This is a genomic window from Flavobacteriaceae bacterium, from assembly GCA_014075215.1.
GTDB lineage: Bacteria > Bacteroidota > Bacteroidia > Flavobacteriales > Flavobacteriaceae > Polaribacter.
On sequence record CP046177.1, the window covers coordinates 565,409 to 586,563 of the forward strand.

20 protein-coding genes and 2 pseudogenes are annotated in these 21,155 nt (G+C 34.7%); 5 read left to right on the forward strand and 17 right to left on the reverse strand.

Annotated elements, in window-relative coordinates:
• Positions 1-33 precede the first annotated feature (33 nt).
• Positions 34-252 carry a hypothetical protein gene (locus GKR88_02845; protein ID QMU63319.1) on the reverse strand — a complete coding sequence of 73 codons (219 nt, stop codon included), beginning with the start codon at positions 250-252 and terminating at the stop codon, positions 34-36.
• Positions 253-792: 540 nt separating this feature from the next.
• On the opposite strand from GKR88_02845, the gene GKR88_02850 reads away from it, so the two are divergent.
• Positions 793-1,029: a helix-turn-helix domain-containing protein gene (locus GKR88_02850; GenBank protein QMU63320.1), complete on the forward strand. Its 237-nt coding sequence runs from the start codon at positions 793-795 to the stop codon at positions 1,027-1,029.
• A 157-nt stretch (positions 1,030-1,186) separates the two neighbouring features.
• Here GKR88_02850 and GKR88_02855 read toward each other — a convergent pair whose 3' ends face one another.
• Positions 1,187-1,894 carry a DUF2806 domain-containing protein gene (locus tag GKR88_02855; protein QMU63321.1) on the reverse strand — a complete coding sequence of 236 codons (708 nt, stop codon included), beginning with the start codon at positions 1,892-1,894 and terminating at the stop codon, positions 1,187-1,189.
• 8 nt (positions 1,895-1,902) lie between these two features.
• The gene (locus GKR88_02860; protein ID QMU63322.1) at positions 1,903-2,208 is read right to left on the reverse strand and encodes a hypothetical protein; all 306 of its coding nucleotides are present in this window, start codon (positions 2,206-2,208) and stop codon (positions 1,903-1,905) included.
• Positions 2,209-2,923: 715 nt separating this feature from the next.
• Between GKR88_02860 and GKR88_02865 the strand changes: the two genes are divergently transcribed.
• From GKR88_02865 to GKR88_02875, 3 genes and pseudogenes are all read left to right on the forward strand, one after another.
• Entirely contained in the window at positions 2,924-5,320 is a 2,397-nt protein-coding gene (locus GKR88_02865; protein ID QMU63323.1) for a TonB-dependent receptor, read from the forward strand.
• 19 nt (positions 5,321-5,339) lie between these two features.
• Entirely contained in the window at positions 5,340-5,888 is a 549-nt protein-coding gene (locus GKR88_02870; GenBank protein QMU63324.1) for a type 1 periplasmic binding fold superfamily protein, read from the forward strand.
• A gap of 7 nt (positions 5,889-5,895) precedes the next feature.
• Positions 5,896-6,120, forward strand: a pseudogene (locus tag GKR88_02875) (IS1595 family transposase).
• Between the two features lie 200 nt (positions 6,121-6,320).
• On the opposite strand, the gene GKR88_02880 reads toward GKR88_02875, so the two are convergent.
• From GKR88_02880 to GKR88_02915, 8 genes are all read right to left on the reverse strand, one after another.
• On the reverse strand, positions 6,321-8,162 hold the full coding sequence (locus tag GKR88_02880; GenBank protein ID QMU63325.1) for a M1 family peptidase: 1,842 nt from the start codon (positions 8,160-8,162) through the stop codon (positions 6,321-6,323).
• Between the two features lie 18 nt (positions 8,163-8,180).
• Positions 8,181-9,818, reverse strand: a complete 1,638-nt coding sequence (locus GKR88_02885) for a S8 family serine peptidase (protein QMU63326.1) — start codon at positions 9,816-9,818, stop codon at positions 8,181-8,183.
• Positions 9,819-9,825: 7 nt separating this feature from the next.
• On the reverse strand, positions 9,826-10,668 hold the full coding sequence (locus GKR88_02890; GenBank protein QMU63327.1) for an MBL fold metallo-hydrolase: 843 nt from the start codon (positions 10,666-10,668) through the stop codon (positions 9,826-9,828).
• A gap of 202 nt (positions 10,669-10,870) precedes the next feature.
• Positions 10,871-11,986, reverse strand: a complete 1,116-nt coding sequence (locus tag GKR88_02895) for an ISAs1 family transposase (protein QMU63328.1) — start codon at positions 11,984-11,986, stop codon at positions 10,871-10,873.
• A gap of 239 nt (positions 11,987-12,225) precedes the next feature.
• Positions 12,226-12,942 carry a YebC/PmpR family DNA-binding transcriptional regulator gene (locus GKR88_02900; GenBank protein ID QMU63329.1) on the reverse strand — a complete coding sequence of 239 codons (717 nt, stop codon included), beginning with the start codon at positions 12,940-12,942 and terminating at the stop codon, positions 12,226-12,228.
• A gap of 78 nt (positions 12,943-13,020) precedes the next feature.
• Positions 13,021-14,649 (reverse strand): acyl-CoA carboxylase subunit beta, encoded by a 1,629-nt coding sequence (locus GKR88_02905; protein ID QMU63330.1) that lies wholly within the window; start codon positions 14,647-14,649, stop codon positions 13,021-13,023.
• A 218-nt stretch (positions 14,650-14,867) separates the two neighbouring features.
• Positions 14,868-15,761: a DDE transposase gene (locus GKR88_02910; GenBank protein QMU63331.1), complete on the reverse strand. Its 894-nt coding sequence runs from the start codon at positions 15,759-15,761 to the stop codon at positions 14,868-14,870.
• 58 nt (positions 15,762-15,819) lie between these two features.
• Positions 15,820-16,206 (reverse strand): hypothetical protein, encoded by a 387-nt coding sequence (locus tag GKR88_02915; GenBank protein ID QMU63332.1) that lies wholly within the window; start codon positions 16,204-16,206, stop codon positions 15,820-15,822.
• A 430-nt stretch (positions 16,207-16,636) separates the two neighbouring features.
• On the opposite strand from GKR88_02915, the pseudogene GKR88_02920 reads away from it, so the two are divergent.
• A pseudogene (locus GKR88_02920) lies at positions 16,637-17,465 on the forward strand (hypothetical protein).
• 83 nt (positions 17,466-17,548) lie between these two features.
• Here the strand turns inward: GKR88_02920 and GKR88_02925 are convergent.
• The 6 genes from GKR88_02925 to GKR88_02950 all read right to left on the reverse strand — a co-directional run bounded on the left by GKR88_02925 (position 17,549) and on the right by GKR88_02950 (position 21,149).
• Positions 17,549-18,643: an IS4 family transposase gene (locus GKR88_02925; GenBank protein QMU63333.1), complete on the reverse strand. Its 1,095-nt coding sequence runs from the start codon at positions 18,641-18,643 to the stop codon at positions 17,549-17,551.
• Positions 18,644-18,730: 87 nt separating this feature from the next.
• Complete coding sequence (locus tag GKR88_02930) at positions 18,731-19,087, reverse strand: hypothetical protein (GenBank protein ID QMU63334.1); 357 nt, start codon at positions 19,085-19,087, stop codon at positions 18,731-18,733.
• Positions 19,088-19,089: 2 nt separating this feature from the next.
• On the reverse strand, positions 19,090-19,833 hold the full coding sequence (locus GKR88_02935) for a methyltransferase domain-containing protein (protein QMU63335.1): 744 nt from the start codon (positions 19,831-19,833) through the stop codon (positions 19,090-19,092).
• Complete coding sequence (locus GKR88_02940) at positions 19,824-20,561, reverse strand: hypothetical protein (protein QMU63336.1); 738 nt, start codon at positions 20,559-20,561, stop codon at positions 19,824-19,826. The genes GKR88_02935 and GKR88_02940 overlap by 10 nt, the downstream gene beginning before the upstream one ends.
• On the reverse strand, positions 20,561-20,932 hold the full coding sequence (locus GKR88_02945; GenBank protein QMU66623.1) for a hypothetical protein: 372 nt from the start codon (positions 20,930-20,932) through the stop codon (positions 20,561-20,563). The genes GKR88_02940 and GKR88_02945 overlap by 1 nt, the downstream gene beginning before the upstream one ends.
• A gap of 61 nt (positions 20,933-20,993) precedes the next feature.
• Positions 20,994-21,149 carry a hypothetical protein gene (locus tag GKR88_02950; protein QMU63337.1) on the reverse strand — a complete coding sequence of 52 codons (156 nt, stop codon included), beginning with the start codon at positions 21,147-21,149 and terminating at the stop codon, positions 20,994-20,996.
• Between the last annotated feature and the right edge of the window lie 6 nt (positions 21,150-21,155).

Sequence of the window (21,155 nt, forward strand, 5' to 3'; positions counted from 1 at the left end):
TTGAATTTTAGTTATTGATTACGGTATGTATTGTTACCAATCCTCTTCATCTTCATCGGCTTGTTTGGTAATGATGGTGTCGTTGATTCCTTTTATCCAATCGGGTAAGAGTTTGTTGATCTTCTTGATAATCTTCTTGTCAGAAGTTTCATCAAGACGTTTGTACTTTGAAGCAGATGTTACGGCTTTGAGGTAGACAATATTGCCTAGTTTCCATCTTACTTTTCCGTCTCTGACATTAAAGGTTTCCATCACCCACCTTTGCCCACTTAAATGTTCCTAAACGAAACATATATCGGAGGACAATCTTTTTGTCTTGTGTTTGAGATTGTATGGTGGAGGCTTCTTGAATGTAATTGTCAATGATACGTTGGTAGAGAACTGGCGACGATGTTCCTTTTGATTCGAAGACTTGAGTGTACTCCCAACGTTTGGTGGATTTGTTTTGGGTGAGTTCTTGGGCGCTTGTTCCAAGAAAGGTTAGGAAGAACAGTATAAAAAGATAATGTTTCATAACGGATATTGTTTTGCTATGAGGCAAACATAGAACTCATCTTGACTTTTTCTATTTCCTAAAAAATGAATGAAATTCACCTATATTTCGTTACTTTTCTTACCTATAGCGCTGCTATAGCTTTCAAAAAGCGCCTTATCTGGTTAAATTTCAGCTCATTTTCGGTTAAAAACAAAAAGTCAAGATGAGTTCATAATAAAAATTTTGTAAAGACAACGTTTGCGTTGCCAATATATTTTTTTAAAGCTTCTACTTTCATTTTCAGTATCGTTAGAATTATGGAAGAACTAAATGATAAAGATTTTGCTAAAATGTTTGAAAAGCATATTAAAATGCTAAGAAAGCGACATGAACTTTCTCAATCAGAACTAGCAAGAAGAGCAGAGCTTGAAAAAACAGCGATACAAAGAATTGAGCGAGGTTATAATTCAACATTAAAAACCCTAAGAAAAATTGCCAAGGGTTTTGATATTTCTTTGTCCGATCTATTTAAATTAAATGAGAGAAAAGCATAAGTTATATGCCTAACTTCTGATAAGGTTTTCTGTTTTAAAATATTCAATTAAGAATTTATAATATTTATTATTTGGTGTAGGTTGTAATATGTTAAATACTTCTTTTCCTGCCAAGGTTAAGACTACCATTTCCAGTTGTGCAATGCTTTTGCTAGCTTTAATTACATGTTTCTTCTACTAATCCAATAGCAGAGAGATGAGGAATAAAAAAGCTATCAAAATTCCAAGCTTTTTCATCTTGCTCTCTATTTGAATACATATCTTTTATTAATACTTTTTCTTTGAATTCTCCTATTCCTTTAAAGGTCCAGGTGCAATTGCATAGTTTGGTAAAAACTCTAGCTTCTTGATGTATTAATAATTTAATAATAGATAATGTTCTTCTTGAGATAGAACTAGGTTCTTCAACTTCGCTAGCTAAAAGTTTTGCCCATAAATACTGCATATTCTCATGAGAACAATCTTGAGCAATATTGAAAAATTCAATGATCCAGTCTGGGCCAACTGCATTCTCAGATCCTTCTTTCTCTCTGGCAAATTCAATGACTTTAGCAACAATGCCATCAATGTTTCTTTGTCGCCTTTCTTCTTTTAATACAATCCTATTGTAGATTTTCTTGGTCGGGTATATACCAAACTCTCTTGGGTTTTCCTTTACCCTCTTCGACACAATATCTCCTGTTACAATAGAAACAGTCTTAATTAATTTCTGTATATACCCCTCATCTAATCTATAAGAGACTTGGAACTCTCCTAGGTCAGCAGTAAGCGTTTTCATAGTTGGAACTACCAAAGCTCTTTTCTTGTGAAGTCTATCCAAAATGGATTCAGCTTCTGTATCAGAAATCAAATCAATCTGATCCATTCGACAATTTAAATCTTCAACAAGCTCTGTAAAATTATTATAATTGGTATCACCCTCAAAACACCAACTGTAAAAATATTTAGACTCTTATGACTTATTCTTTTGGGTAGGTCTCTAAATGAACAAATCCTGTAGACAGTACTTTTTTTCACGCTTGAATCCTTACCAAACATTTTCTCGATTGCCAATTCAATTTCTCTGTGTTCTGGGTCTCCTATTTTAGTACTTGTCTCAAAATGATTCGCTTTGAGATATGCTAGCATGTAAATGAGACTTTTTACTTCCTGTATTGTTCCTGTTACTGTTTCTTTCATCTATTCGTTTTTTTCATGACTTTTCGTGAAAATTCATGAATTCTTTTTGATTGATAACTCTTCTACTTTAGCCTCACGTTACAGCTACATGCTAGCTTCGGTAGCCTGACGGTGTCCTTGTCTTGCAAGACATTTTGTTTCACTTCTTCCTGACTCGCTTTAGATGTAAAGCGATGATGGGAGCTAAAACAAGATGTCAAAATGAATATACGCATTTTCACACTCGTTTTCAGTCTTCTCCTTGGAATACCATTTGATACGTCAGATACCCAACGGATGACAAATGCTGACAAAACAGACTTTTGTATAATCATCAAAAGTTGTATCTTTGGCGCTAAGAATTGAACGTTTTGATTTACAAAAAACAGTTATACTCATCCGTTATATCAGTGCTACTTCTCTTGGCATTGGCAGTACCTGTTTCTATTCAATTCTTTCATATGCTTGAAGGGCATCATGATATTTCATGCAATATCAAAGGCCGTCATTTACACCAACTCGAACGGGAGTGTAAAATATGTGATTTTTGCCCGTCTCCTTTGGGTTTTAATTTAAACATTTCCGTTGCTACTTCAACATCTGTTACAATTGAAAAGGGTACTAATCAGTATAGTACACCTTTCATAAAAGCTTTTTATAAATCTAACACCTCATTAAGAGCTCCTCCCTATTTTCTTATGTAATTAAAAATCATTTTTAATGCAAATAAGGATTTATGCGAATATATGGATTATGGCTGTTGTTGTTTGGCAATATAGTCATTTCACAAAATTGTAATTATACATTTTCCGGTAAAGTAACAGATCTTCACGATGGTTCACCACTTGTAGAGGCCCGGGTTGCTATTGCCCATACGGAAAAGATCGTTCTGACCGATGAAAATGGAAATTTTATCATTCCTAACCTCTGCAATCAGACATATACCATTAGTGTATCTCATCCTCTTTGTACAACAAAGCAATACCGTATTAAGATAAGGGGAAATACTACTAAAGTGTTTCGTTTGGAACACCATATACAAGAGCTTAATGAAGTGATAGTTAAAGGGAAATCTTACAAAAAAAAGACACATAGTTTGCTTGAAAATAGAGTTTTAAAAAAAGATTTGGAGCGTTTTAGCAGCGCATCAATTGGTGATGTTTTGAACAATTTGTCCGGTGTTTCTTCTTTGAATACGGGAAATACTATTGTCAAACCCATTATCAACGGTCTTCACAGTAGCCGGATTATTACCATCAATAACGGGGTACGTATGGAAGACCAGGAATGGGGCGCAGAGCATGCTCCAAACATCGATATCAATTCTTCGGGAGGCATTACATTAATAAAAGGAGCGGGCGCTTTGCAATATGGCGGAGATGCTATTGGAGGAGTTATTGTTTCTGAAATTTCCAAAACACCTCTGAAAGACAGTTTGTATGGAAAAACACTGTTTGCGGGAATTTCAAACGGACGGGGAGGTTCGTTAACCGCTCAATTGACAAAAAGCTATAAAAACGGATGGCATGGCATATTCCAAGGCACATACAAACGGTTGGGAGATACCCGGGCTCCGGATTATACGCTAAGCAATACAGGTGTTCAGGGAAAAAATGCTTCATTAAGTATAGGTTTTAATGGTTTGAATTATGGAATAGAAGGCTATTATTCACTGTTTAAAAACGATATAGGTATTCTAAGGGCATCACATATTGGTGGCGCAGAAGATCAGGTATTGGCTATCAATCAACAGCAACCGCTTATCATTAATGACTTTACATATAACATAGCTGCCCCCGGGCAGGATGTTACCCATCATTTAGTCAAGCTAAGCGGGTTTAAAAAAATGAACTCAAGAGGGAAATTAAGTTTTCAATACGATTTTCAGTTTAATAACAGGTTAGAGTTTGATATCAGGCGCGGAGATGACAGAAATAATGCTTCTCTGGATTTAGAACTCAAAACACATACATTGAAATTTGATGTAGATGCTAACATTTCGGAAACTTCAAATCTAAAAACAGGGATATTGATGAGATACCAAAATAATTTCGCAAACCCCGATACCGGAGTTCGAAGGTTAATTCCAGACTACTATAAATACCATATAGGGGTTTATGGAATTTTAGACCATCGTTTCAATGAAAAATGGCTGGCGGAATTGGGTAGCCGATTTGATTATAATCATATGGATGTTTTTAAATTTTACAGAACTTCTTTCTGGGAATCCCGTAATTATGATGACCTCTTTTCACATATTGTTGTACAAGAATTAAACAATCAAATTTTGACCAATCCCAAATTGAATTTTTATAATTTTTCCGCAACTGCCGGTATAAAGTACTCATTTAAAAAGTACTATGATGTATATATGAATTACTCTTTGGCTTCCCGATCTCCAAATCCGTCAGAGTTATTTAGTGAAGGGTTACATCATTCCGCATCAAGAATTGAATTAGGAGATTTAAGGTTTCGTTCGGAAACGGCTCATAAGATTTCATTAACATTCCTCTATAACAATGAAAATGTTAGCGTTTCTATAAATCCTTATGTAAATATAATTCACAATTTCATCGTGATTGAGCCGACAGGAGTTCAGCAAACAATAAGGGGAAATTTCCAGATATGGGAATATCGCCAAACGGATGCCTTATTAGCAGGGTTGGATATAGACGTATCTTATAAGCTAGCCGGAAACCTCAGGCTATATCATAGATTCTCACTTGTAAAAGGTTATGACAGAACCCGTGATCTTCCTCTGATACAGATGCCTCCGGTTAGGATAAACAGTGAAATGGTGTATAAAAATGAGAAGGCCAATAATGTGCGCATTGCTTTACAAAGTGTTTATGTTTTTAGACAGAATGAATTCCCTGACAACAACTTTGATGTTTTTATTCCCGGTACGGGATCATTTGAAACCGTAGATGTAAGCACCCCTCCCGGTGCATACCATATCCTGAATGTTAACTCCAGTGTGGACTTTAATATCAGCAAAAATTCATGGATTACCATAGGCGCAAACATTAATAACATCCTGAATACCAATTACAGAGATTACCTTAACCGATTACGGTATTACGCTGATGACTTAGGAAGAAACTTCCTATTGAGTTTTAAAATCAATTATTAATTATATCAAAACAAGCAAAATGAGAAAAACAAATTTTTTAAATGTATTATTTATTACAGCTTTACTAATTGTATCGTGTTCAAAAAATGATACTCCACAGGTCGTTAATGAAGAAGAAGTAATTACGACGCTTACCGTAATATTAACCCCTGCAGGTGGCGGTACAGCCATCACATTACAAAGCCAAGACTTAGATGCGGACGGCCCTAATGCTCCGGATGTTACGGTTTCAGGACCGCTGTCTGCGGGAGTTGTTTACAACGGAAGTATTGCACTTCTTAATGAAACTGAGACTCCGCCAGGCAATGTAACCGAAGAGGTTGAACAAGAGTCGAATGAACATCAGTTCTTTTACACTGTAGCAGGTCTGGATATAACCACTGCCTATACTAATTTTGATGGAAACGGAAACCCTCTGGGAACTATGTTTACACTCACTACAGGCGTTGCCGGTACAGGTACCCTGACCTTTACATTGCGCCATGAGCCCACAAAACCAAATACGGGATTAAGTGACGCAGGAGGAGAAACAGATATTACCGTAACTTTCGATGTTACCATACAATAATAGGTATAAAATACTGCCATGGGTACATATTGCCATAAGAAGTAATGCAAAGAGGCTTCTACCGGACATACACCACTCAATAGGAAGTGACTATCTACAAAGTTATCTTGATGAGTTTTGCTATAAATTCAACAGAAGATACTTTGATTCTGTCTTTGATAGGATGTTAGTGGCAGCGCTAGAATGCAAGTGGAAAAAATGTGCAAACTATCGGATAGTCATTTTAAATTAACCAAGTTGGGTTAATTTGTTTTAGCTGTCCGCCTGTTCCCAAATTTTTAGTAAACGAATTGACCTATGAGGCAATCACACGAGGGAGTGGACTTTCAAAATCGTAAAATTGTAAAGCGAACTCATCCGGTTAAATAAATTTCAATCATTTTTTAGAAGGAAATTGAAAAAGTTTAGATGAGTTCATTAAAGCTTTTTAGTTTATTCTATTTCCCACCGGTTATTTTCCTGATTGACGTCTGCCATTAATTTAGACGGATCAATTGCTACGGATTCTATTTCTTTATGTGTATTAAAGGTATACGTCGGATGTGCCCAGGGCCAGTCTTCTAAAACCGTGGCCGTTGTTGGTTTGTTTCCTCGCATCATTCGCAGTGGAATATTAAAATGTTCCTTTGTACCATCTTCATAGGTAATCTCCACGTCTACAGGCATAGGCATCTGACCAATTCTTTCCAATGTAATGGCTGTTCCGTCTACGGATTGTATACCGTAATCTATGGTGTGTGTAGTTTGTGTCCATTCATTTAAATACCAGTCCAGATGCAAGCCGGAAACTTTTTCCGCAGATCTTTTAATGTCATTAGGAGTGGGATGTTTAAAACAAAAATCGTTAAAATATTTTTTAATTGTTTTCGTCGTATTTTCTTTACCGATTATATATTCTAATTGAGATAAGAATATGGCACCTTTACTATAGCTTCCAATTCCATATGCTAAATTGGTATGGTATCTGTCAGCATGAGTAGACAGCGGCTCTTCCACTCCTCTGGATACAATAGCATAATATCCTCTATACGAACCGGTATGCGGATTTGCACTATTTCCCCCCAGGATTTCATCACCGGCTTTTGCAGCGATATAAGAAGTAAAGCCTTCGTCCATCCATGGGTGTTTACTTTCATTAGTTGCCAGTAAAAACTGAAACCAAGTATGTGCCAGCTCATGTGCTGTAACTCCAAATAAACTTCCGTAAGATCTTTTTCCGGTAATAAGTGTAGACATGGCGTACTCCATTCCGCCGTCTCCTCCCTGAATTACCGAGTATTGCTTATACGGATAGGCTCCTATATGTGTGCTGAAATAATTCATCAGCGCGGCTGTATGTGGTTGTAATTTTTTCCAGTTTTCTATGTATTCCGCATCTAATGTTCTTTTATAGAAAAAGTGTAAGTCAATTCCACTATCCATCTTATAGATGTCATGGTTGTATTCCGGATCTGCAGCCCAGGTGAAATCATGCACGTCCGGAGCCTTAAAATGCCAGGTCAATTTATCTGATGCCGGCAAATTCAGAGGTTTTGATGTATCTTCATAACCATGACCTACTTCTTGGGGGTTTTGCAGATATCCTGTGCCGCCTACTACAAAGTTTTTATCAATGTGTAAGGTTACATCAAAATCTCCCCAAACACCGTGAAACTCTCTGCCTATATAAGGAGGCGTATGCCAACCTTCAAAATCATATTCGGCCATTTTAGGATACCATTGGGTCATAGACAATGCAATTCCTTCTTTATTATTTCTTCCTGAACGACGAATCTGTACGGGTACCTGGGCGTTAAAAACCATGTCAAAGGTTACGCCCTCTCCGGGTTTAATAGGTTGATTTAGTTTTACCTCCAGAATAGTTCCTACGGTTTTATAGCTGACTGCTTTGCCATTTTGCTTTAGAGAATTTACATTTATAAAACCTATTTCGGATGGTGATAATTTACTAATCCTGTCTTTAACTCTGCTATCCGGATCAATGATATTTCTGGAACGAACGTCCATTTGGGAATTTGGCTGAAAGGCATTGAAATACAAATGGTAGTATACATTTTTTAGTTCATCGGGGGAATTATTCGTATAGATTAATTTTTGAATCCCTTTATATTGATACTTATTTACATCCATATCAATATCCATCGTGTAATCTGCTTTTTGTTGCCAATAAGTAGTACTTGTTGAACCAGGTACAGTTGACGACGTGTTTTCTCTTGTAGTTGCACAAGAAACGATAAACGCAATCGCTAATAATAAGATGATTATTTTCTTCATTGTCAATTGATTTGGTAATTACTTCCCATGAACCATTTTAGCTGCCATTTTTAAAGCATTGTAAGCATTTACAATTCTTCCTGATACCGATAGCTCTGAAAAATGTACTTTTTCTCCTCCGGGGTATGCTGCGGAAACGGAACCCGGTTTTATGACCTCTATATCTACTTTTGTTCCCGAATTCATGATGATTTTCTTTACCTGACTTGCTGATAAATCCGGATAGTAGGACCTTATCATTGCTGCAACTCCTGCTGTGGCAGGAGAAGCCATAGAAGTTCCGCTATTGAATTCATATTCGCTTTCCGGAGTAGTCGAATAAATTTCAACACCGGGAGCAAATATGTCTACATTTATTTTCCCGTAATTTGTAAATGAAGCCGGTAATTTTTCATTGTAGTGGTAGCTTATCGCTCCAACGGTTAAAAAATTGCCGGCGATTTCATTTTTCATGTCGGGTGCATCATTAGGGTAGCTTATATCCATATCAATATTTTTACCTGAATTTCCTGCGGCATTTACAATTAACACATCTTTTTTTTCTGCGTATTTGATGGCTTCATATACCCACTCTTTCTTTGGAGAGTATCCTTTACCGAAACTGGTATTGATTACTCTGGCTCCATTAGCTACCGCATATCGGATTCCAAGGGCAACATCTTTATCGTATTCATCACCGTCGGGAACGACGCGTACAGCCATAATTTTAACATTCTTTGCAACGCCATTCATCCCAATTTGGTTATTTCTTGTTGCTCCTATAATTCCCGAAACGTGTGTTCCGTGTGATTCTTTTTTCTCCGAATGTCCCGATTTGTTATCCCCGTAGAATTTTGTTTCCATAGAGTTTTCATCATCATTCAATACACTTCTATAGTCTTTTTTAAGTACTGTTCCGGCGAGAATATCTTCTGCTTCGGACACTAATGAAGTAAGTTCGTCTATAGCTTCTTGCATAGAAGACAGGCCAAAATCAAACATCTGATTGGCAATGTCTGCACTTTTTGCCATTTGTTCATCCGAGGTGTCAATGTTAGCCAAATCTGCTTTTTTGTATGCTTTGGTTCCTAATTTTTTAGAGATATTGTCATCCGCAAAGGTTACCGCTTGTAAAATTCGGCCATATCTCAACTTGTTTTGAGAAGCATCTGCCACTTTTTTATCATATGCTGCTTTTGCTTTTTGATATGTGGCTTCATCAACGAGTTTTGGGTTTTTAATGATTCGGTACAGTTCCGCGTTCTCCTTATAAATTCCACCCAGGAAATTCCACCCATATACGTCATCTGTATATCCGTTTTTATCATCGTCAATTCCATTTCCCACCTTCTCTTTTGGGTTTGTCCATGCTACATCTGCCAGATCTTCATGCATTAAATCTGTTCCCGAATCTACGACTGCTACAATAACGGTTGTCCCTTTTTTATTTTCAACAAATTGGTATGCTTTCTCCAAGCTTATTCCGGGGATAGAGTCTTTTATCAAATCCAAATGCCCCCAACCCTGTTTTTGATGTTCCGTTAATGCGGTTTTCTTACCCACTGCATTTATGGGTATCGGATTCCCTTCGGGTACAGCAAGGGTATTTATCGTTTTACACCCGGCTAATAAAAATAACCCTACGGATATATATACTAATGTTTTTATGGTTTTCATAATTGCTCTAGTTAAAAATGTCATTAAATTTATATGTTTCTTTTAGTCTGACTCCTTTTTCTGTTTTTTGAACCGTGCAAATTTCCGTATCGGCATCGTGTTCCAAAAACAAGAAATATTCTTTTTCTGCAGCTTCATTCAAAAAAGCTTCTTTTTCTTGTATGGTTATCAATGGCCTTGTATCATAGCCCATCACATAAGGTAAGGGTATATGTCCGGTAGTTGGTAATAAGTCTGCCATAAAAACCAATGTTTTACCCTGATAGGTTATTTTTGGCAGCATTTGTTTTTCCGTATGACCATCCATGTATAATACATCAAACCCCAGTGCGTTTTCACCCGGTTTAATAAAATGAAGTTGTCCGCTTTCTTCAATAGGCAGAATATTTTCTTTTAAAAACGAGGCTTTTTCCCTCGGATTGGGATTTACAGCCCACTGCCAATGGTTTGTATTACTCCAAAACCGGGCATTTTTAAAAGCGGGCTCATACCCTGTTTTGGTTTGGTTCCACTGAATGGCTCCTCCGCAATGATCGAAGTGTAAATGTGTTAAAAATACATCTGTTATATCTTCTCTGTGAAATTCGTGTTTTGCCAGGGAAGTATCTAAGGAAAAATCTCCAAACAAAAAATAGTATCCAAAAAATATATCTGTTTGTTTAGAACCCAAGCCCGTATCAATCAGAATGAGGGAATTTCCATTTTCAATCAGCATACACCGCATACTCATGGAAATTAAGTTATTGGCATCTGCGGGGTTTGTTTTTTGCCAAATGGTTTTGGGTACAACACCAAACATAGCCCCTCCGTCTAACTTAAAATTTCCGGTTTCTATGGGATAAATTTTCATACGCAACAAATATGCGGAAAAATGATGACTTTTTTGTTAATTAAATGAGACCTTTGCAGAGTTGATTTGACAAAAAAGTTCGACACCCGAAGAAAATTTTCTAGAAGGAAGAAATTTGAAGTCAAATCAATTTTAATACGGAATATATCACTTATTTTGCAAAGGTCTCTAAATTCTAATACCTTTTAACAGGGCAAAGGCATTAAACTTTGATAAGATTAAGTACTTTAATAAGGTAGTGATTATTCCATCCAACCTTTAATCTCCTGCTTTTGACACCAACTTTAGCTGATTTTTCATTTTTAAGAAGATTAAGCGCAATTTTGTTTAGAATAGAAAAGTTTTGCGCAGCATTATCTTTTCTTTTTCTAGAAGCATCTTCTTCGAATGCAACATCTAAGGTCCAATGCAGTTTATTTTCAATACCCCAATGTGAACGTATGGCTTTTTGAAAATCTTTAGGCTTAGCCTTTGTGCTAGATATATAATAGCGTGTAGCTGTTTCTATTGGTTTATCAGAGTTTTTAAATTCACGCTTGCTTTCTATTTTAACCATAGCAGTAAGACTATCCCATTTATTATCCGGTGGAATACATTGAAAGTTTGTCATAACACTGCATTTTCGGGTTTCTATCCTTCCATGGTTTAGTTCTTCACTTATAGAGGTTGCTATATTTTCACCAAATCTAAATTCATCTTCAATATTTTGATATAATTGTGCTTGATTTTGTTTTACAGCTAAAATATAGTCCGCTTGTTTTTCAACAATGGCAGTAGCTATATCTGTCTGACATCCCATAGCATCAATAGTTACAATAGTATCTTTAATAGATAACACTTTTAGTAATTCTGGAATTGCAGTAATTTCATTAGATTTTTCATGGGTCTTTACCTGCCCTAAAACTAAGTTGTTTTCATTTGCCCAAGCGCTTACCATATGTACAGGGGATTTTTTACCAGATGCCTTAGCCCCTCTAATGGTTTTACCATCAATAGCAATTACTTCTTTGGGTTGCAGTTTAGCTAACATACTAACCCATTGTATAAAACATGTTTCAAATTCTACACTATCAATATTAGAGAATACACGATTAAAAGTGTCGTGAGAAGGTATGCCATTGGGTAGATCTAAAAAAGAGCGTAAAAAATCTTCTTTTGAATAGGCATAGTCTTCCTTTTCATTCCATGAATCTGCACCACAAATAACTGAAATTATCCCGATAAGAAGGATGCTCTCTAAATCGTAAAGTTGCTTGTGGGTGCGTCTAAAATCAGGAATTTGACCGAATATGGTCTTTAGTTTGTTTGTTGTTTTCAAAACTATTAAATTATTGATTATCAGTATAATATACAAACAATCAATAACATAAACAACTAATAACTAACTGAATCTCAATGAATTAAGAACATTACATATCAATAGGGTTTTTAAAAAGTTTAATGCGTTTGCCTTATACCTTTTAATGTTTGAAACTTTTAGAGTGTACATCCTAAATATAGAGTCGATCTTTTTTAGGTTTATATTTCATTTTGAGGCTAGGCATCTTTAACAAAGCATCAAACCTCCATCGAATGATATACATGCTGGACATCGTCATCTTCTTCCAGGCGTTCTAATAATTTTTCCACATCTGCCTGCGCTTCTTCGGAAATCTTAGTAGTGATAGTAGGAATTCTTTCAAAACCGGAAGATATGATGGCGATGTTATGTTCTTCAAAGTAAGATTGAATGGCTCCAAACTGTTCAAACGGAGCATAAATGATAATTCCTTCATCATCGTCAAAAACTTCTTCTACTTCAAAATCAATCAATTCCAATTCCAATGCTTCCATGTCCATAGAAATATCTTCTTTCTTTACTGTAAAATTACAAGTATGGTCAAACATAAAAAAAACGGAGCCCGAAGTTCCCAAATTTCCATCGTATTTATTGAAAGCAGCTCTGATATTCGCAACGGTTCTATTGTTATTGTCAGTAGCCGTTTCAATTAAAACAGCAATGCCATGCAGGGCATAGCCCTCAAACAACACTTCTTTATAGTTAGCAGCATCCTTATCGGAAGCTTTTTTAATGGCTCTTTCAATATTATCTTTAGGCATATTAGCTGCCTTTGCATTCTGAATAACGGCTCTCAATCTTGAGTTGATATCAGGATTTGGCCCACCTTCTTTTACAGCCATTACAATATCTTTCCCAATCCTGGTAAACGTTTTGGCCATCGCAGACCATCGTTTCATTTTCCTCGCTTTTCGAAATTCAAATGCTCTTCCCATAATTAGTTGATTTTTAGTGTTTTAATTCAATTATTTTTATAAGTAAGTAACCATGTCAGGCATTTCCTTTATGATTTGTCAAACCTGAATTACACCCAGGTTGAATTTTTTCTCAACAGGAGCATGATTTGCCATTTCAATACCCATGGAAATCCAAACTCTTGTATCTAGCGGATTAATCACTCCATCTGTCCAGAGTCTTGCAGCGGCATAGTACGGAGAAATTTGTTTGTCATAACGAGATTTAATTTGATTGAATAAGGCTAACTCTTTTTTTTCGGTAATTTCTTCTCCTTTCTTTTTTAAAGCGGCCGTTTCTATTTGTAACAATACTTTTGCTGCAGCATTTCCACTCATTACTGCTAATGCTGCACTTGGCCAAGCAACAATCAACCTCGGATCATATGCTTTTCCACACATGGCATAATTGCCGGCACCATAAGAATTGCCTATAATAACGGTAAACTTGGGCGCAACAGAGTTACTTACGGCATTTACCATTTTTGCCCCATCTTTTATAATCCCTCCATGTTCGGATTTTGAGCCCACCATAAATCCGGTGACATCTTGTAAAAAAACGAGTGGAATTTTTTTCTGGTTGCAATTAGCAATAAATCGGGTCGCTTTGTCAGCAGCATCGGAATAAATAACGCCACCAAATTGCATTTCTCCTTTTTTAGTTTTTACTATTTTACGCTGATTGGCAACAATACCAACAGCCCAACCGTCAATTCTTGCATATGCCGTTATAATGGTCTTTCCATATCTTTCTTTATATTCATCAAATTCGGAATCATCCACTAATCGCCTTAGAATTTCTTTCATATCATACTGTTCATGGCGAGCTAATGGTAGAATACCAAAAATATCTTCTTCTTTCTCCTTTGGTTTTTGAGGGGCTATTCTATTAAAACCCGCTTTATTAAAATCACCAATCTTACTCACTATATTTTTAATTTTGTTCAAAGCATCCTTATCATCTTTTGCCTTATAATCCGTAACACCGGATATTTCACAGTGAGTGGTGGCACCTCCTAATGTTTCATTGTCGATAGACTCACCAATAGCTGCTTTTACAAGATAACTCCCCGCTAAAAATATGCTTCCTGTTTTGTCTACAATGAGTGCCTCATCACTCATAATGGGCAAATAGGCACCACCGGCTACACAGCTCCCCATGACCGCAGCAATCTGAGTAATTCCTAAACTGCTCATCACCGCATTATTTCTAAAAATCCTTCCAAAATGTTCCTTATCCGGAAAAATTTCATCCTGAAGCGGTAAATATACACCGGCACTATCCACCAAATAAATAATAGGTAATCTGTTTTCTATGGCAATTTCCTGGGCCCGCAGATTTTTTTTTCCTGTAATAGGAAACCAGGCACCAGCTTTCACTGTGGCATCATTTGCCGCCACAATACATTGCTTTCCTTGTACATATCCAATCTTAACAATAACTCCCCCCGAAGGACAACCTCCATGCTCAGGGTACATTTCTTCTCCCGCAAAAGCACCTATTTCAACACTATTTGTATTGGCATCTAAAAGATAATCAATTCTTTCTCTCGCAGTAAGTTTTCCTTTTGAATGATGTTTATCAATACTTTTCTGCCCTCCTCCCAATTTCACTTTAGCTATTCTTTTTTTTAAATCAGAAAGTAATAGCTTATTGTGATCTTCATTTTTGTTAAACTTTATGTCCATAAAGTAATCTGTTTTTATTGACGAAAATAAGAAATTTTAATTGCAAATATTCACTATGAGACCTTTGCAAAATAGTGATATATTCCGTATTAAAATTGATTTGACTTCAAATTTCTACTTTCTAGAAAATTTTAAATCCTCAAAACCAACAGGTTATTCCGGTTGAAAATTTTCTTCGGGTGTCGAACTTTTTTGGGCTCAAGTAAATTTTATGGGTATTAAGCGAATAATTTTTCAAGTCTAAAGAGGAAAAATTGTGTATCTCTTACGCCTCTTTGATTGGCTCTAAAGAGTTTTATTTTTGAATTAAAAGACTCTGCATTTGCATTTGTATTCCTATTGTAAAAAAAGTTTAAGATGGTATTAAAATGATGTTTAATACTGTTCATTGCTGTATTGAAATTTTTAAATTCCAATTTTTCTGTATCCTCAAACCAATGTTCAAATCGTTGTTTGGCTTTTACTTTACATTTTTCTTGATAAATGCTTCTAAATTCTAAAGTGTGTTTATAGGCTTGTTGGATGTTTGGATAAAGATTACATAATAATTCTGCTCTTTGTTTTTGATTAGGTGTCCAATCGTTTGTCTTTTTAGCTAAAATATATCTACTTCTAGCCAAAAGTTGCTTTTTTGTATCACCATTAGATAGCACTATGGGTTTGTGTTTCTTCCTTGCTTTTTTAGCAGCTTCAATGGCTTTGTTTTCATCTTCTATTGCTTTCCACCGATGCTGTACTCTAACATGCTGTAAAGCTTCTGTTACCAGTTTTACCACATGAAATCTATCGGTAACAATTTTAGCATTTGGAAAACAAATCTTAGCTGTTAAATTCATATTATTTGCCATATCTAAAGTTACTTCTTTGACTTGTTTGCGTTGTTCTAAGGGTATTCTTTCAATAGCAGTAATAATATCATCACTTTTAATTCCTTTTACACAAGCCACTAAAGTTCCTTGTTTACTTCGTGCGTTCTTGTTGGTCAAATAGGTATAAAGTTCACCTTTAGATAGACTTACTTCATCAAGACTTAAATACTCTCCTATATTCTTCGGATAAATAAGATAATCTTCACAATGGGGCTTTTGATTCCAACTATCAAACCCACTTATCTGTTTCTTATAATGGCGTTGTAAAGTTCGTGGGTAAATACCGTAATAACTCGCTATATTACTGATCGTATCTTCTCGGGCCTCTACCTGTAGCTTTTAAAAAATCAGAAAGTTCTGACGTTAATTTAGAACCTTCTGCAATGAATGAATAATCATTTTTAATCGCTCCCTTTTTAGTCTTCTTATCTCGCCATCGTCTTGTTTTTATATGTAGATAAACTGCTTTACCGCGTATGGGAAAATCTTGAATCTGTTTACTGCTAATAAAACCTTTGGACTCATAATTACCCTTTGAGTAACCCTCTGGTAGAATATTCTTCTCTTCTAAATAAATGTGAAAAGCATCCTTTTTAACTGAAATATCTCCTAATTCTTCAAAAAATACAATATCAAAATGAAGTAATAAATCTTGAGGGAGGATAGATGCTAATAATTCTAAATGCATCGTCTTTTTTTATGCATCTAAAATAATCAATCCCCATAAATTGTCGTTGACCCAAAAAATGACGACTTGAACAAGCACAACAAAAACGCCTTGCGTATAAATTTCTAATTTATTGCTTGGAATTTTCATAGGTAAGTTAAGTATAGTAAGTACGAAGTGGCGTGTAAAGTAAGTACCAACCAAAAAGCCCATCACCAAAGTAGAACTGCCCAGAGCAGTTCTTACACACAAGTTTCCAAGGTGTAGCACAAACCAGTACAACCCATTGATGACGGGGTTTCTAAACTGGTTTGTGGCTTGGGCTATTTGAACCGTGTCCTAAATGTGAGGGGGTAGGTCTCTTGGTTGTTAGAAATACTGTAACTGATTTTAAATTTTTTGAAAAGTGAGAGTTGAAAATTTAAAGCCTATTTTTACGTTCTTGATGTACATGAAGCTTTTAAAAATAATATTGCATATCATTCTAATTGCTTTTCTTACTATAGTCACACAAGTAGGAGGGTTACTTTATTTGATAGCATTAATTTTAAGACCTTTTGTTTTAAAAAATCTAAGTATTAACCGTAGAAAAATGGTACTCTTAGGTCTATTTTTAATTTTCTATTCTTTAGGTAGTTTTATTCTTGTTCCAAGAATAGCAAAATCTTATGGAAGAGAAGCCTTGCCCATATTTTCAAGTAAAAACCTAAAACCATTAAATATAATGACCTGTATATTAAACAGGCATTATGTAAATGCCACATTAAAAAATAGCCTACAAAATGTTGCTAACAAGATGGAGCAAAAGTATCCCAATACGATTATTAGTTATTTAGATGCAAATTTTCCATTTTATAATGGATTCCCATTACTTCCTCACTTAAGTCATAATGATGGGAAAAAAGTTGATTTGGCATTTTTTTATAAGAGCCAACAGGGAAATGAACTAAATAAAACTGCCGCGTCATTTATGGGATATGGAGTTTTTGAAGAACCAAAAACAGGAGAATACAATGCTCCTAAAAATTGTAAAGATAAAGGCTACTGGCAATATAGTTTTTTAGGAAAGGTAGTTCCTCAATGGAATAAAAGTGAAATGATTTTTGATCAAAATAGAACTAAATCATTAATTCAATATTTATTGCGAGAAAATAGTACACAGAAAATATTTATTGAACCTCATTTAAAAAACAGAATGGGGTTTAACAAATAATAAGATAAGGTTTCATGGTTGTCGTGCCGTTAGACATGATGACCACATTCATTTACAAACCTATTGAGTTAAATCCATTTCCAATAGATGTTAAAAAAGATGATTGTAAAATAAAACCACATCAAAGAAAAAATAATATGTATTAAAGTCCTAAGTACATGACAAAAATTTAGTCAAGTTCATATTGTTTTGATTTACAGGGTTTAATAGCACAGAAGCGATATAATCTAATCCATATTTGAATATGCTTTTAGCCATTCTTCCATGCTTTTTTATTTTGATAGGCTTAATCTGATGTAAATATATACCAACTTTGTAACACCATACGAAAGCCATCATTACAAGCAGTACTAATTTTTCAATACGCTTAATATCTTGCAGGTGTGTGTTTTCAATATCAAAGCCACTGGCTTTCATTGCTTTAAAACACATCTCTATCTGCCATCGTTCTTTGTATTGTTCAAAGGCCTTATCAGGAGCGTTGAACGATACAATGATTAAGAAATCAGGCTTTCCATTTTTTGGGTACAACTTGCATCCGGAAAGGAAACAAAGCTGACCATTAACACGTACAATTTTAGGATAATACACAAACTCATTGATCTTATGTGGATTAAACAAGTGAAATACTTTGATGGTTTTGTTCTTATCAGGAAGCTCTACCTTAAAGTTGTTTCGAATGCGGATATAATATTTGATTCCATTTGTATTCAAGAAATCCAACCAATGATTACCTACAAACTCTCTATCGGCTACAATGGATTTAATAACATCTTTGCCAAAAAGTCTTATGAAACGATTCACAAGATCAATACGCTCCTGACTGTTAGAGTTCCCTGGCTTATCTAACATAGTAAATAACAATGGGAAGGCAACACCTTTATAGACAACTCCCAACTTAAAAATGTTGATGTTGGTCTGACCAAACTTCCAATTGGTCCTATCAATACTCAAGATCAATCCCTCTTGCTTAGGAAGGAGACTAAATATAAGACGAGCGATCAAATCTCCATCCAACGAATAATCAGCAATAAATCTTTGAATACGTCTGAGTGATGACTTCGAATCTACTGAGGTCTCAAAAGCGTTGGCTACCTTTTCAAAGGTAACTGTCTGTACCTTACAGAGGGCGATAATGAAATGTGATATGAGTTTGATTCTTGCCAAATTGATCTTACCTTGGAAATGAGAACTTAAAACTGAATTTAATTCACTACTTTTAGTGGAAGCATTGGTTTTTTTCATTAGAAAAATGAGTGATGTTATTCTTCTAATATACTGAAAATCAATGCTTTATTTTAATTATTTAACATTTAATTTACTGATAATCAATTAATTATATTTTTTGTCATGTACTAAAATTAAAGTCTCAAATGTCTTCCCTCTCCATAACTCTGAAGAATAACCAAAAAATTGTATTCCCAAACGTAACAACCAAAAAACACCTAATCCTAGTGCTATGCGATTTCCTAAAGCCGTTCCAATAATATCTTTTGATGAAGTTAAACATAATAATCCCATTAAAAAGACAATAAATGCAATAAAAAAGGTATGAACATAAGTCATCTGCTTATTTATCAAGCTTAAAGAATTAAACTCTTTTTCCCATTTAAAATATTTTGGAAAAATAAAGTGTATCAATGCCAATATAACTAATAATGTTCCAGCTACTTTAAGATGAGTTTCCATAATTATTTCAAAACAAAGTTATTTACAAACGGGCTGGTCTTTATTTGTTTTTCAATTTTAAAATTTGATTGAGCAAAAATCTTCAACCAGTTTTCTAAAGAGAAAAAATGAAAAAAGCCTATTGTATAAGCCATGAAATTAGGAATATCTCTCAAATGTTCTGTAACTATCATTTTTCCCGACGGTTTTAATATTCTTTTTAATTCCTTGAAAAATAGTAACCTTTCATTAAAATCTCTAATTTCATGAACAGAAAAAATAAGAAATATCACATCCACAGAATTATCCATCAATTCTAAATTATTGGTTTTTATTGATTTAGTTTCAGGAAATGGAGGGTATGCTTTTCTGGCTCGTTTTATTGATATTTCGGTATGAACTTCTGGATTATAAAAATCGAAAACTTGTAAATCGCAGTCTGGGTACCTATCCTTCAACAATTTACTTGTCTCATCAAAGCCTGCATGTATATTTATAAGTTTAGAGCCTCTCTCAATATCAACAATATCTAGCCAATTCAGTTTATAAAATCCCGAAATATCGTATACATACCAAGATACAATTAATGAAGCAAGAATCGTAATCAATATAGTAAGGGCAAAAATATTTCCGATGAATTGTAGATTTTCATTCAACATTGGAAGAATTAAAAATGAAATAAAAATTACTACAAAAGCAACGACATAAAAATGCCAGTTAAAACGGATAATATTCCAAACACCCTGAAATGGTTTTCTTAGTTCCATGTTTCATATCTCCCTTTTTTCCAAGAATAAGTGATGTTATTAATGATGAATGCGTTTGCTAATATAGGGTTAACAAGATTAAGAGTTTTCAAAAATGAAATTTTATAGTCCACTACTTTAATAGGTTTTGGTTTCCAATTTTGACGAACACCTTGAATAATGAGAACCTTTTTATTTTTTTCATTATAGGTGAAAGTAAAAGGTAAAGGCCCAGCAAACTTTCTGGCTTCCTTCCAATCTGTAAAAGGTGATTCTTTTGGCAATGGGATGTTTTCAGAATTTTCATTTACCACAATCCTAAAATCTGATTTATGAGACTCTATCTGCCTATGATAATCAATGGAAGTAACTTCGATATCCGTTGTATCATAATTATAATGAGTGAACATATTTCCAAGGAACTCCATTTTCTTTTTATTGGTTTCAGATTTTAAAATGTATAGCCCTCGATATTTCTTTCCTTTTACATTAGTAAAGTTTACAAAAACACGATAACCAATTAAGAAAAAATCATTTCCCATAAATTTTGGAAACCCTTTTGGGCGGAGGTTTTTTGTCTGCACCATTGCTACTGCAATGAACACCCATTTATCTTTAAATGTCTCCAACTGCAAACATTCAGGGATAAGACCTTGCAATTCTCCTTTTGGAATGGCAAATGTTAGTACTAGAGAGCTTTCAAAAAATGCTTCTACAGCAAAAGGATGATTTTTAAGAAATGGAAGCATTATGATTTAGCGATTTTTGATTTCAAAATAAATTCATTGTAATAAATCAATAAAATAAATAAGAGCGCAAAAACTGAATTCCATTTGCCCCATAACAATAAATCTGGAACAAGGATGAATTCTAAAATATTCATAATAGCTATTATAATAATCTGAATTATTACATTTACTCTTGAACGAAAACCACTAATGATCCAAATTGCCATAATGATTTCAGAAAATCCTATCAATTTTGTATATATAGTGGCATTGTCGCTCCCTAAAATTCTACTAACAATTTCTTGATGTCTCGGAACGAGATTTAAGACTTTACAAAATAAACCGTTGGCAAGCCAAACCAATGCGATTAAAAATGTGATGACAGGTTTTATTTTGAAGAGCTTTTTTTAGTTGATTTCATTTTGCAGTTCATTTTTATAAAAGTCAAAACATTTATTTACAATACTTTTTTACTGCATCCAGTACCATAAAATTTTTATCACCAAGAGAAACCGCTTTATTTAGATATTTACATATTATATCCAAATCCGATTTTGGGATATCAGCTTCTTTAGATGCAATTACCTGAAATCCTTTTTTTGGGTGCATAACATT